The organism is Glycomyces harbinensis (assembly GCF_900101745.1).
Lineage (GTDB): Bacteria > Actinomycetota > Actinomycetes > Mycobacteriales > Micromonosporaceae > Glycomyces > Glycomyces harbinensis.
On the sequence record NZ_FNAD01000011.1, the window covers coordinates 121,287 to 133,161 of the forward strand.

An 11,875-nucleotide genomic window follows, 5' to 3' on the forward strand; every position below is an offset into this window, starting at 1 on the left:
CCGGGGACACCCGCTACATCCAGCCCGAGCTGTTCGACGACCGCGGCCGGTTCACCACGACGTCATAGCGAGGCGTTGTTCGAGCATGTTCCTCACGCGGGCCGTGGCACGGGCGCTGTCGCCTCCGCTTCGGCTTTCTTCGCCGCGGTCAGGGCGGTGCGCACGTCGTTGACGCGCATCCCGCACAGCTCCGCGATGCCCTCGGGTGTCTCCCCGAGCGACCGCAGCTCCGTGACGCCGCTGGTGATGCTCGCGTTCGCCTCCTCGATCGCCAGCCCGGCAGTGATCACACCGACCACCGTCTGCTCGATCCGCGCCTCGCGTTCCCGCGCTGCGGCGATCCGACGGCGTCGGATCTCCCCGGCGCGCTTGACCGCGAGGATTTTCCTACTCGGCTGTCGCACATTTCCTGAATCGTTCATACCGGCGACGATAAACGCGAGAGCCGACCCTCTGCAACTGCGCGAATCCGCAATTCAAGTAGTCCTCGGTACCACTCGGAACCGCCAATTACCACAGCGGACCAGAATAGGCATCACTCGGCACCATCATGCCTCCACCAGCACCGATAATTTAGTATATGAGCCCAGTCACATTTGAAGGACACACCTCTTGCACGTTTCGTGAATCAGGACCATTCGGTATTGGAGCCTGCTCTGCGAATAGCTAGTTTTGGTGATTCGGGATTGTCGAATCGGCGGGGCGGTGTGATGCGGAATGATGACCGTCCACAAGCTCTCGGTCGGCGACGGCTACACCTACCTCACCCGCCAGACCGCCGGTGGGGACGTGCCGCGGGCGCCGGGGCAGTCGGCCTCGGAGTACTACACGCAGGCGGGGAACCCGCCGGGCCGGTGGACCGGGTCCGGGATCGAAGCGCTCGGGCTGGAACAAGGTCAGCAGGTCGTCAAGGCCCAGATGCGGAACCTGTTCGGCGAGGGCCTGCACCCCGACGCCGATGCAATCCAGGACGCCTATCTCGCCGAGCACCTGCGCCCCGGACTCACCGCCGCGCAGGAGCACCGGGTGCAGGCGGCGGCCGAGCGGGTGGGGAAACTGGGCCAGCGGTTCCCGGCCTACAAAGTGCTCGACCCGTTCAAGAACCGCGTCCTAGAGCGCCTGCGCGACATCGCCTCCGAGACCGGTCGAGAGGCGACCCCGGCCGAGGTCGCGAAGGTCAAACGGGAAGAAGCGACACGCCAGCGGGCGGGTGTCGCGGGCTACGACCTGGTCTTCACGCCGGTCAAGTCGGTGTCGGTCCTGTGGGCGCTCCACCCCGACGAGGCGGTGCGATCGAAGGGTGTTCCATCCCGAGGCGAACCGAGGCATCCTGATTCATCGTGACAAGCGAATTACAAGCGAGAGCTGGCAACGACGAAGCCCCAGACCGGGGACTTCGTCCCTAGCCTGGGGCATAACGGTCGGGCTGACAGGACTTGAACCTGCGACCCCTTGACCCCCAGTCAAGTGCGCTACCAAGCTGCGCCACAGCCCGTTTTTCGCCGCGTTGTCCGCAGCGGTGACAACATTAGCGCATGGCTTCCGCTGTCACTGAGGCGAGGTCCCCTCTGTGAGGCTGCCCGCTCTGACCGGTTATTTCTTGGGCCTCTTGCGAGATTCGCGCGGTTTGACCACCAGATCGATGGGCGTGCCCGGGAAGCCGAAGTCCTCGCGGAGCTTGCGCTGGATGAACTTGAGGTACTGCTTCTCGAACGGCGCGTTGGTGAAGAGGATGAAGCGCGGCGGCTCGGCGGCGGCCTGGGTCGCGTAGATGACCTTCGGCGCCTTGTTCGCGCGCACCGGGTGCGGCGTGGCCGCCTGGAGCGCGCTGATCCACTGGTTCAGCTCGCCGGTGCTGATGCGCTGCCCCCAGCCTCCCAGGGCCTCACGGAGGGCTCTGGCGATCTTCTCCACGGCGCGGCCGGTCGTGGCCGAGACGTTCACCCGGGGCGCCCACGAGACCTGCCCGAGCTCGCGGTCGATCTCCTTCTCCAGGTAGTACCGGCGGTCGTCGTCGACCAGGTCCCACTTGTTGAACGCGAGGACCATCGCGCGGCCCGACTCGGTGACCTGGGTCAGCACCCGCTGGTCCTGCTCGCTGATCTGCTCCGAGGCGTCCAGGAGGACCAGCGCGACCTCCGCGGCCTCGACCGCGGCCTCGGTGCGCAGGGCCGCGTAGTACTCGGTGCCCGAGGCGAACTTGACGCGCTTGCGCAGGCCCGCGGTGTCGACCAGGACGAAGTCCTCGCCGTCGATCTCCACGAGCGAGTCGACGGGGTCGACGGTGGTGCCGGCGACGTTGTCGACGACGGCGCGCTCCTCCCCCGCGATGCGGTTGAGCAGGCTCGACTTGCCGACGTTCGGCCGCCCCACGAGGGCCACCTTGCGCGGCCCGCGCTCCTTGAGCGCCCCGGTGGGCACCTCGGGGAAGGCCCACACGATCTTGTCGAGCAGGTCCCCGGAGTTGCGGCCGTGGAGCGCCGAGATCGGGAACGGCTCGCCCAAACCGAGGCTCCACAGCTCGTGGATCTCGGACTCCTGGCGTTCGGAGTCGACCTTGTTGGCCACCAGGACGACCGGCTTCTTGGTCGTGCGCAGGATCTTCACGGCCGCCTCGTCAGCGTCCGTGGGCCCGACGCGGGAGTCGACCACGAACACGATCACGTCGGCGGTGCGCATGGCCAGTTCGGCCTGCAGGGCGATGGACCGGGCCATGCCCTCGGCGTCGGGGTCCCAGCCGCCGGTGTCGACCAGGCTGAACTCCTTGCCGGCCCATTCGGCGTCGTAGGCGACCCGGTCGCGGGTCACGCCGGGTTCGTCCTGGACCACCGCGGCGCGGCGGCCCAGGATGCGGTTGACCAGCGTCGACTTGCCCACGTTGGGGCGGCCGACGACGGCCACCGTCGGGACCGGACCGCGCTCGTCGGAGGCGAGTTCGGGCCAGGTCTCTTCGTCAGTCATCAATGTCCCTGTTGCTCAGCAAAGCCAGAATCTTGGCCACTACCTCCACGATCGGCAGCGTCGTGGAGTCGATCACCACGGCCCCCACGGGAGCCTCCAGGGGCTTGGTGGTCTTCGAGTCCGCGCTGTCGCGGCGCTCGATGTCCTGCTTGGTCGACTGCTCGTCGACGCCCATCTCGGCCGCCCGGCGCTTGGCGCGCTCCACGGGGTCGGCGGTGAGGTAGACCTTGACGTCCGCGTCCGGGGCGACCACCTCGACGATGTCGCGGCCCTCGACCACGATGCCGCCCTTGGCCTCCTTGATGATGCGCCGCTGCTCCTCGATGAGGAACTTGCGCACCGTCTTGTTCCCGGCCACCGCCGAGACCGCCTTGGTGACGTCGTCGCCGCGGATCGCCAGGTCGGCGTCCTCGCCGTCGACGCGGGTGAAGGGGTCCTCGGGGGTGGTGCCGAACTCGAGCTTGGCGTTCTTGACGGTCTTGGTGACCAGCGCCGTCTGCGTGGGGTCGACGCCGGCCTTGAGGACGGCCAGGGTGGCGGCGCGGTACATCGAACCGGTGTCGAGATAGGCGGAGTCGATCGCGGTAGCGAGGGTCTTGGACACGGTCGACTTGCCGGCCCCCGACGGGCCGTCGATCGCGACGACCGGTCCGCTCTTCTGCTCAGGCACTATCGCGCTCCGTTCTCATACTGCAAACCCCGCAAACCTACATCATGCCCGGTCGCGGCTCGTCCACGGCGAACGCCTGCGCGGTGGTGACTTGGATCGTCCTCTATATATCGGCGGCCCCGCGTCAGCCGCGCTCGACCACCCGCGCCCCCATCGGCCACAGCGCGAGCGGGATCATCTTCCAGTTCGCGACCGCCAGCGGGATGCCGATGACCGTGATGGCCTGGAGGAAACCGGTCACCAGGTGCGTGAGCGCCAGCTCCCAGCCGAAGAGGATCAGCCACAGGATGTTGCCCAGGAGCGAGAAGCACCCGGACTGGCGGTCGTAGACCACGGTGCGGCCGAACGGCCACAGCACGTAGCCCGCGAGCCGCATGTTGGCGATCCCGAAGGGGATCGTCACGATGAAGATGCAGAAGATCAGACCCGCGACGAAATATCCGATGGCGAGCCACAGGCCGGCGAGGACGAACCAGATGACGTTCAGAATCGTTGACACGCCGAAAGGCTAACCCGCCCTTGCCGGTCCTGTCGCTACAGCTGGCACCGGTGCCGATGGTAGTGCTGGCTAGAGTCCGACTTCGCGGAAGAGCTCGCCGACCTCGTTGGGCGTCAGGCGCCGCAGGGTGCCCGGCTTGAGGTTGCGGAGCTTGACCGGGCCGATCTCGGTACGCACCAGGCGCGAGACGTGATGGCCGACCTCGTCCATGAGCCGCCTCACAATGTGCTTGCGGCCCTCGTGGATCGTGATCTCGATCAACGACTGCCCGGCGTGCTCGTCGATGATCTTGAGCTTGTCGGCCTTGGCGAGGCCGTCCTCGAGCTCGACGCCGGCCAGGAGCTTGTTCCAGGTGTTGCGGTCCATGATGCCGCTGACCTGCGCGCGGTAGACCTTCGGCAGGCCGTGCGCGGGGTGCATGATGCGGTTGGCCAGCTCCCCGTCGTTGGTCAGCAGCAGCAGGCCCTCGGAGTCGGTGTCGAGCCTGCCGACGTGGAAGACCCGCTGGTCGATCCCCTTGGCGAACTCGGCGAGCGACGGGCGCCCCTCGTCGTCCTCCATGGTCGAGATGATCCCGCGCGGCTTGTTGATCGCGAAGTACACGGAGTCGACGTCCGTCACGATCCGCTTGCCGGAGACGTGGATGACGTCCTTGTCGGTGTCCACGCGCTGGCCGAGGCGGGCGACTTCGCCGTTGACCTTCACCTTGCCGCGTGAGATCAGGTCCTCGGCGGCCCGGCGGGAGGCGATCCCGGCCTGCGACAGCACTTTTTGCAGGCGAATGCCTTCTGCGTCAGCGTTGTTCATCTTCCTCGATATCCGTCACGTCGTCGGGCAGGAACGGGGCCAGCTCTGGCAGCTGGTCGACCGAGTCCAGACCGATCTTCTCCAAGAACAAGGTGGTGGTGCGGTAGAGCGTCGCCGTCGAGTCCGGGTCGGTCCCGCATTCCTCGACCAGTCCGCGCGCCAGCAGCGTGCGGATGACGCCGTCGCAGTTGACCCCCCGGATGGCCGAGATGCGGCCCCGGGTGACCGGTTGCCGGTAGGCCACCACGGCGAGCGTCTCCAGGGCCGCCTTGGTGAGGCGGGCGGAGGCGCCGTCGGTGACGAAACGCTCCACGTAGCGGGCGTAATCGGCCCGGGTGAAGAAGCGCCAGCCGCCGGCTTGGCGACGCAGATCGAATCCGCGTCCGTCACCAGTGTATTCGGCGCTGAGTCGACCCAGCTGCTCGCGTATCTGTGAACGTGGCCGCTCCAATACCGAGGAGAGGAACTCCTCCGAGAGCGGCTCCTCGGCGATCATCAGGATCGCCTCCAGGACGGCGCCGAGATCGACGTCGTCGGGGACGGGCGCCGTGGCGATGACCTGGGGATCGTCCTCGGGTGAGGCCTGGGCCGGGACGTCGGCCACGGCGTGGGCGTACTCGTCGGTGTCGCCCAGCGGCTCGTCGACGGGCGTGTCGGGCCGCAGCGGCGAGGCCTCCTGGCGGGCGCCGGGCATCCGCCAGGTCGACAGCCCGTCCTCCAGCGACGCCTCGATGTCCTCACTCATCCGTGGTCTCCTCCTCGGCCTGCGGGCTGCCCGCGTACTCGTCGACGTCGATTTCGGTGTTGGTGCTGCCGCCGAGCCAGCGCACCGTGAGCTCCCCGAGGGCCTGCATCTGCTCGAAGCCGACCAGGGCCTCGCGGTAGAGCTCCAGGAGCGCCAGGAACCGGGCGACGACCTCGAGATGGGTCTCGCAGTCGGAGGTCAGGGCCCGGAAGGTCGCGGTCTGGACGCGCTGGAGGCGGCGGGAGATGATGACGGCGTGCTCGCGCACCGAGACGCGCTGCATGTGGATGTGCCCGGTGCCCACGGTCGGGGGCGGTTTGGGCCGCATCGCCTTGCCCGCCAGGGCGGCGAAGGCCTCGGGGGTGAGGTCGAGGACGAGTTCGGGGAGCAGGCCCTTGTAGCGCTCTTCGAGGCCGACGTTGCGGGCGATGCGGGTCGCGGCGGACTCGGCGAGGCCGGCGAGGGCGCCGGCGGCCTCCTTGTAGGCCTTGTACTGCAGGAGCCGGGCGAAGAGGAGGTCGCGGGCTTCGAGGAGGGCCAGGTCCTCTTCGTCGTCGACGACGGTGCCGGGCAGGAGCCTAGCGGTCTTGAGGTCGAGGAGGGTGGCGGCGACGAGCAGGAACTCGGAGGTCTCCTCGAGGTTCCAGGCCTCGTCGAGGCCGGTGACGTAGGCGATGAACTCGGAGGCGACCTGGTGGAGGGCGACCTCGGTGACGTCGAGCTTGTGCTTGCCGATGAGCTGGAGCAGCAGGTCGAACGGGCCCTCGAAATTGGCGAGCCGGACGTGGAAGCCGCTCTCGGCCTCCTCCGGTTCGCCCTCCCGCTGGGTCGGGAGCTGGGGCGGCTGCTGGTCGGTCACGCACGCAAGCTTAGACGGGCGCCGCAGAGGCCAGGTGGTGAACTACGGGTTTCCTGTGTCGGAACGCGATCGGGGTCCCTTTTGCGCACAGCCTATTTGTCCGTCGCGGCGATGAGCTCGCGCGCGAGTTGGCGGTAGGCGCGGGCGCCGGAGGAGGCGGGGGCCCAGGTGGTGATCGGCTCGCCCGCCACGGTGGTCTCGGGGAAGCGCACGGTGCGGGCGATGACGGTGGAGAACACCTTGTCGCCGAAGGCTTCCACGACGCGCTGGAGCACCTGGCGCGAGTGCGTGGTGCGCGAGTCGTACATGGTCGCGAGGATGCCGTCGAGTTCGAGGTCGTAGTTGAGCCGCTCGCGGACCTTGTCGACGGTGTCCAGCAGCAGCGCCACGCCGCGCAGGGAGAAGAACTCGCACTCGAGCGGGACGAGCACCGAGTGGGCGGCGGTGAGGGCGTTGATCGTCAACAGCCCCAAGGAGGGCTGGCAGTCGATGAGGACGTAGTCGAAGTCGGGGATGACCGGGCGCAGGACCCGCGCGAGGGTCTGCTCGCGGGCGACCTCGTTGACCAGCTGGATCTCGGCGGCCGACAGGTCGATGTTCGCCGGCAGGAGCCGCAGGCCCGCCACGTTGGTCTTGACCATGACGTCGTCGATGTTGACGTCGTCCTGCATCAGCAGGTTGTAGACGGTGAGGTCGAGGGTGTGGGGGTTGGTGCCGAAGCCGACCGACAGGGCGCCTTGGGGATCGAAGTCGACCATGAGGACCTTGCGGCCGTACTCGGCCAGCGCGGCGCCGAGGTTGATGGTCGTGGTGGTCTTGCCCACCCCGCCCTTCTGGTTGGCCATGGCGATGACGCGGGCCGGCCCGTGGCGCTCCAGCGGTTGGGGCTGGGGGATCTCGCGCTTGTTGGTGTAGGCCTCGGGGTCGGGCGAGGACAGGTCACTGTCGGGGTCAGCGGGTGGCACCTGCGCGGCCCCGCGCAGGGCAGCCCATTTGTCGTTGCTGTCCACACTGCTCATTTCCGCCTCCGGGTGCGAGTTCGGCACCGGGTGCCGGGCGTCTCACCATTGCCTGTCATAGCGACTGTACGTCAGTGTATCGAGGCTGTCGACGGCTTGGGAGACTCCGAGGCACCCGGTGTGGGATCGCCCGCTGTGCGGTGTGAGGCCTGAGACCTGAAGGGACGTCAGTTCTCGGCGAGCACCTGCGCAATCGGTTTCAGGGGCAGGCGGTGGGTGACGGCGACGGGTTCGTTGACGACCTGCCCCTCGTAGGTGTTGAGGCCTCGCGCGAGCACCGGGTCGGCCTTGAGCGCGCCGGCCCAGCCGAGGTTGGCGAGCCGCATCACGTAGGGCAGGGTCGCGTTGGTGAGGGCGTAGGTGGAGGTGTTGGGGACGGCCCCGGGCATGTTGGCGACGCAGTAGAACAGCTTGCCGCCGTAGGTGAACGTGGGGTCGTCGTGGGTGGTGGGCGTGGAGTGGGCGAAGCAGCCGCCCTGGTCGATGGCGATGTCGACCAGGACCGCGCCGGGCTTCATCTCGGCGAGGACTTCGTCGTCGACCACGGTGGGGGCCTTGGCCCCCGGGACGAGGACGGCGCCGATGACGAGGTCGGCCTCGCGGCAGGCGCGCTTGACCTCGAAGCGGTTGGAGACGACGGTGCGCAGGCGGCCCTGGTACTGGTCGTCGGCGGCGCGGAGCTTGTCGACGTTGAGGTCGAGGAGCTCGACGTCGGCGCGCATGCCGACCGCGATGGCGGCGGCGTTCATGCCGGAGACGCCGGCGCCGATGATGACCACGCGGGCGGGGGCGGTTCCGGGGACGCCGCCCATGAGGGTGCCGCGGCCGCCTTCGGGGCGCTGGAGGTGGTAGGCGCCGGCCTGGACGGCGAGGCGTCCGGCGACTTCGCTCATGGGCGCGAGCAGCGGCAGGCGGCCGTCGGCGGTCTGCACGGTCTCGTACGCAATGGCGGTGACGTGGCGCTCCATGAGCGCGTCGGTGCATTCGGCGCTGGCGGCGAGGTGAAGGTAGGTGAAGAGCGTCTGGCCGGGGCGCATGCGGTGGAACTCGTCGTGGATCGGCTCTTTGACCTTGAGGACGAGGTCGCCGGTGGCCCAGGTGGCTTCGGCGTCGGGGGCGATGCCGGCGCCTGCGGCGCGGTAGTCGTCGTCGGTGATGGCCGAGCCGAGTCCGGCCCCGGTCTCGACGGTGACGGCGTGTCCGGCGGCGACCAGCTCGTGGACGCCGGCGGGGGTGAGGGCGACGCGGTACTCGTTGTTCTTGATCTCGCGGGGGACGGCGACTTTCACTCTGCGGGTTCCTTCCGAAGTGTTGTGCCTGTTCGGGGCCGGTCGGCGTCCCGCACGGGCATTCTAGGACGCAATTCGCCCGCAAGCCCGCATTCCTCGTGGGTCAGCAGTTCGGACGGCGTCGTCGCCGTGATCGTAAACCGACGGCCCGCCGCCTCGGAAGGCGGCGGGCCGTGTGAGCGTGCGCTATCGGCGTTCGAGGTGGAGGCGGGTGAGGTTCAGGGCGAGGGCGCAGACGCCGTTGCGGATCTCGCCGCCGGCGACGGCGTCGAGGGCCTTGTCGAGGTCCCACCAGACGAGTTCGATGTGGGACTCCTCGTCGGTGCGCTCGTGCCGGTCGGCCTCGGGCACGGGGGTGAGGCCGGTGGCGAGGTAGTAGTGGATGAGCTCGTTGGAGATGCCGGGGGTGGTGTAGTACTCGCCGAGTTCGAGGAGGTCGGCGGCGTGGAGGTCGACCTCTTCGGCGAGCTCGCGGCGGGCGGCGACGGCCGGGTCCTCGCCGGGGATGTCCCTCAGGCCCGCGGGGAACTCCCACATGAGCTCCTTGGGCGGGACGCGGAACTGGCGGATGAGGCCGACGCGGCCCTGCTCGTCGAGCGGGACGGTGACGACGGCCCCGACGTGGTCGAGGTATTCGCGCCGGGCGGTGGCGGGCGCCGCCTCGGTGCCGCCGGGCATCGCGACGGTCTCGGCGGTCAGGTCGTAGCACCAGCCGCGGTGGATGATTTCGCTGTCGAGAACTCGGTACTCATGCACGAGGGCCACACTAGTCGGCTGTGGTTACGGGTTCAGGACTCTCCGGACTCCGCTTTGAGGCGGCGGAGGATGCCGTCGACGACCTCCTGGGACGGGAGGGGGACGCCGGAGAGGGCGGAGAGGAACAGGCCGTCGCCGACGAGGCGGACGATCTCGGCGGTGACGGGGTCCTCGATCTGCTCGTGCAGGAGCGCGGCCCAGCCTTCGAAGATGAACAGGACGTCGCCCTTGGCGGCCTCGGAGAGGCCGTCCCTGCCGCGCATGGCGGTGAGCAGGGCCCACAGGCCGGCGGCGGATTCGGCGGATTCGACCTCGGAGACGCGCAGGAAGGTCTCGACGGCGCCGGCCTCGCGGGCGCGGGCGATGTTGGCCTCCTCCTGCTCGCGGAAGCGCGCGGCGAGGCCGTCGTAGAGGTCGGACTTGGATTTGAAGTGGTAGAGCAGGCCGCCCTTGGAGACGCCGGCCTCGGCGGCGACCTTCTCCAGCGTGACGCCGAAGCTGCCCTCTTCGACGAGGATGCGCTGAAGCGCGTTGAGGATCCGATCACGGGTGGTGATCTCGGGCTCGTTCATGTTGCCTCCTGATTGCTACTGTACCGTCCGGACGGTACAGTTGACGAGCGGCGCCGGACTCCGGCGCGCCCGTCCCCGACGACGCCTCGGGCCGAGAACGGCCCTGCAGAGAAAGAGATACCAATGACCGCCACGCTGCGCGCACCCGAGGAGCGCCGTCCTCGCATGAGCGCGAAGCAGGGCTGGGCACTGGCGGTGCTGGTGCTCCCGGTCCTGCTCATCTCCATCGACATGACCGTGCTCGGCTTCGCCGTGCCGTTCCTGTCCGAGGACCTCTCCCCCACCAGCTCACAGCTGCTGTGGATCGTCGACGTCTACGGGTTCGTGCTCGCCGGGCTCCTGGTCACCATGGGCTCCCTCGGCGACCGGTTCGGACGCCGGCGGCTGCTCGTCATCGGCTCGGCCGCGTTCGCCGCCGCGAGCGTGCTCGCCGCGTACGCGCCGACGGCCGAGACGCTCATCGCCGCGCGCGCCCTCCTGGGCCTGGCAGGGGCGACGCTCATGCCGACCACCTTGGGCCTCATGCGGAACCTGTTCCCCGACGACCGCCAGCGCCGCTTCGCGATCGCGGTCTGGGCCTCCGGGTTCTCCGCGGGCGCCGCCGCCGGTCCGGTCATCGGCGGCTGGCTCCTGGAGCACTTCTGGTGGGGCTCGGTGTTCCTCATGGCCGCGCCGGTGTCCCTGGCCGTGGTCCTCGCCGCGCCGCTGCTGCTGCCGGAGTCGAAGAACCCTTCGCCGGGCACGCTCGACCTGGCCAGCGTGGGGCTGTCGTTCATGGCGATGTTCCCGTTCGTGTACGGCATCAAGACCATCGCCGAGCACGGCCTGACCTGGGCCGCCGCCGCAGCGATCCTCGTCGGCGCGGTCTCGGCGGTCTGGTTCGTCCGCCGCCAGGCCCGCCTGGAGCACCCGCTGATCGACGTGGCGCTGTTCCGGCTGCGCCGCTTCAGCGCCTCGCTGGCGACGAACTTCACGATCGTGTTCGCGATGATCTCGGCGCTGTTCCTGCTGACGCAGTACCTGCAGCTGGTGCTGGGCTTCTCCCCCATGGAGGCGGGGCTGCTGCTCCTGCCGGGCATGGCCGTCTCGGTGGTCACCGGCCTGATCGCGGTGCGGCTGTCGGAGCGCGTCGGCATGGTGCGCACCATCCTGGGCGGCCTGGTGTTCGTCATCGTCGGCTTCGCGGCGATGACCTTCATCGGCGTCGACCAGGGCGCGGTGGTCGTGGCGGTGGCGTACACGCTCATCGGCGCGGGCGCCGGGCTGGCGCAGACGGTGACCAACGACGCGATCCTCGCGGCGGCTCCGGCAGACCGGGCGGGCGCGGCCTCGGCGATTTCCGAGACCGCGTACGAGCTGGGCGGCGCCATGGGCGTGGCGCTCCTGGGCTCGCTCGCGACCGGGATCTACCGGGCCGAGCTGGGCGAGGCCCCGCACGCCGCGGCGGAGACGCTCGGCGAGGCGGTGCACGTGGCCGCCGCGATGCCGGCGGAGGCCGGGGACGCGCTCCTGGAGGCCGCGCGGACCGCGTTCACCGACGGGGTGCGGACCACCTCGATCGTGGCCGCGGCCCTGGTCCTGATCGCCGCGGTCGCGGTCGGCAGGGCCCTGCGCGCCAAGGCGCAGGACTGACCCGAGAAGACGAGGAAAGGGCGGGGCTCATCGGAGCCCCGCCCTTTCTCGTGTTCGCCTGCGCCG

Annotated in this window: 13 protein-coding genes and 1 tRNA gene; 2 read left to right on the forward strand and 12 right to left on the reverse strand. The window is 69.2% G+C overall.

Annotation, left to right across the window (positions count from 1 at the left end; all coding sequences use genetic code 11):
• Window positions 1-92: 92 nt before the first annotated feature.
• Window positions 93-422: a hypothetical protein gene (locus BLQ63_RS27950; protein WP_143014981.1), complete on the reverse strand. Its 330-nt coding sequence runs from the start codon at window positions 420-422 to the stop codon at window positions 93-95.
• Window positions 423-720: 298 nt separating this feature from the next.
• Here BLQ63_RS27950 and BLQ63_RS17995 point away from each other — a divergent pair, with 298 nt between their 5' ends.
• Window positions 721-1,344, forward strand: coding sequence for a relaxase domain-containing protein (locus BLQ63_RS17995; RefSeq protein ID WP_177154995.1), 624 nt, complete (start codon window positions 721-723; stop codon window positions 1,342-1,344).
• 77 nt (window positions 1,345-1,421) lie between these two features.
• Here BLQ63_RS17995 and BLQ63_RS18000 read toward each other — a convergent pair.
• From BLQ63_RS18000 to BLQ63_RS18050, 11 genes are all read right to left on the reverse strand, one after another.
• A tRNA-Pro gene (locus BLQ63_RS18000) sits at window positions 1,422-1,495 on the reverse strand.
• 98 nt (window positions 1,496-1,593) lie between these two features.
• On the reverse strand, window positions 1,594-2,961 hold the full coding sequence (gene der / locus BLQ63_RS18005) for a ribosome biogenesis GTPase Der (protein ID WP_091038304.1): 1,368 nt from the start codon (window positions 2,959-2,961) through the stop codon (window positions 1,594-1,596).
• Entirely contained in the window at window positions 2,954-3,631 is a 678-nt protein-coding gene (gene cmk / locus BLQ63_RS18010) for a (d)CMP kinase (RefSeq protein ID WP_245681004.1), read from the reverse strand. The genes der and cmk overlap by 8 nt, the downstream gene beginning before the upstream one ends.
• A 124-nt stretch (window positions 3,632-3,755) precedes the next feature.
• Window positions 3,756-4,130 (reverse strand): YccF domain-containing protein, encoded by a 375-nt coding sequence (locus tag BLQ63_RS18015; protein ID WP_091038309.1) that lies wholly within the window; start codon window positions 4,128-4,130, stop codon window positions 3,756-3,758.
• Window positions 4,131-4,199: 69 nt separating this feature from the next.
• Entirely contained in the window at window positions 4,200-4,937 is a 738-nt protein-coding gene (locus tag BLQ63_RS18020) for a pseudouridine synthase (protein ID WP_091038312.1), read from the reverse strand.
• Complete coding sequence (gene scpB, locus BLQ63_RS18025) at window positions 4,924-5,682, reverse strand: SMC-Scp complex subunit ScpB (RefSeq protein ID WP_143014982.1); 759 nt, start codon at window positions 5,680-5,682, stop codon at window positions 4,924-4,926. Before scpB ends, BLQ63_RS18020 begins: the two co-directional genes overlap by 14 nt.
• Window positions 5,675-6,541 (reverse strand): segregation and condensation protein A, encoded by an 867-nt coding sequence (locus tag BLQ63_RS18030; protein ID WP_245681005.1) that lies wholly within the window; start codon window positions 6,539-6,541, stop codon window positions 5,675-5,677. Before BLQ63_RS18030 ends, scpB begins: the two co-directional genes overlap by 8 nt.
• A gap of 92 nt (window positions 6,542-6,633) precedes the next feature.
• The gene (locus BLQ63_RS18035; RefSeq protein ID WP_091038317.1) at window positions 6,634-7,560 is read right to left on the reverse strand and encodes a ParA family protein; all 927 of its coding nucleotides are present in this window, start codon (window positions 7,558-7,560) and stop codon (window positions 6,634-6,636) included.
• A 167-nt stretch (window positions 7,561-7,727) separates the two neighbouring features.
• Complete coding sequence (ald, locus tag BLQ63_RS18040; RefSeq protein ID WP_091038320.1) at window positions 7,728-8,849, reverse strand: alanine dehydrogenase; 1,122 nt, start codon at window positions 8,847-8,849, stop codon at window positions 7,728-7,730.
• 186 nt (window positions 8,850-9,035) lie between these two features.
• Window positions 9,036-9,605: an NUDIX domain-containing protein gene (locus BLQ63_RS18045; protein ID WP_245681006.1), complete on the reverse strand. Its 570-nt coding sequence runs from the start codon at window positions 9,603-9,605 to the stop codon at window positions 9,036-9,038.
• A 32-nt stretch (window positions 9,606-9,637) separates the two neighbouring features.
• Window positions 9,638-10,177: a TetR/AcrR family transcriptional regulator gene (locus tag BLQ63_RS18050; protein ID WP_091038322.1), complete on the reverse strand. Its 540-nt coding sequence runs from the start codon at window positions 10,175-10,177 to the stop codon at window positions 9,638-9,640.
• A gap of 123 nt (window positions 10,178-10,300) precedes the next feature.
• Between BLQ63_RS18050 and BLQ63_RS18055 the strand changes: the two genes are divergently transcribed.
• On the forward strand, window positions 10,301-11,809 hold the full coding sequence (locus tag BLQ63_RS18055) for an MFS transporter (protein ID WP_091038324.1): 1,509 nt from the start codon (window positions 10,301-10,303) through the stop codon (window positions 11,807-11,809).
• The last annotated feature ends 66 nt before the right edge of the window (window positions 11,810-11,875 follow it).

Bases quoted from the DNA above. Each gene is read 5' to 3' on its own strand.
- BLQ63_RS27950 (WP_143014981.1), bottom strand. From the start codon at position 422: ATGAACGATTCAGGAAATGTGCGACAGCCGAGTAGGAAAATCCTCGCG.
- BLQ63_RS17995 (WP_177154995.1), top strand. From the start codon at position 721: ATGACCGTCCACAAGCTCTCGGTCGGCGACGGCTACACCTACCTCACC.
- der (WP_091038304.1), bottom strand. From the start codon at position 2,961: ATGACTGACGAAGAGACCTGGCCCGAACTCGCCTCCGACGAGCGCGGT.
- BLQ63_RS18020 (WP_091038312.1), bottom strand. From the start codon at position 4,937: ATGAACAACGCTGACGCAGAAGGCATTCGCCTGCAAAAAGTGCTGTCG.
- scpB (WP_143014982.1), bottom strand. From the start codon at position 5,682: ATGAGTGAGGACATCGAGGCGTCGCTGGAGGACGGGCTGTCGACCTGG.
- BLQ63_RS18035 (WP_091038317.1), bottom strand. From the start codon at position 7,560: ATGAGCAGTGTGGACAGCAACGACAAATGGGCTGCCCTGCGCGGGGCC.
- BLQ63_RS18050 (WP_091038322.1), bottom strand. From the start codon at position 10,177: ATGAACGAGCCCGAGATCACCACCCGTGATCGGATCCTCAACGCGCTT.
- BLQ63_RS18055 (WP_091038324.1), top strand. From the start codon at position 10,301: ATGACCGCCACGCTGCGCGCACCCGAGGAGCGCCGTCCTCGCATGAGC.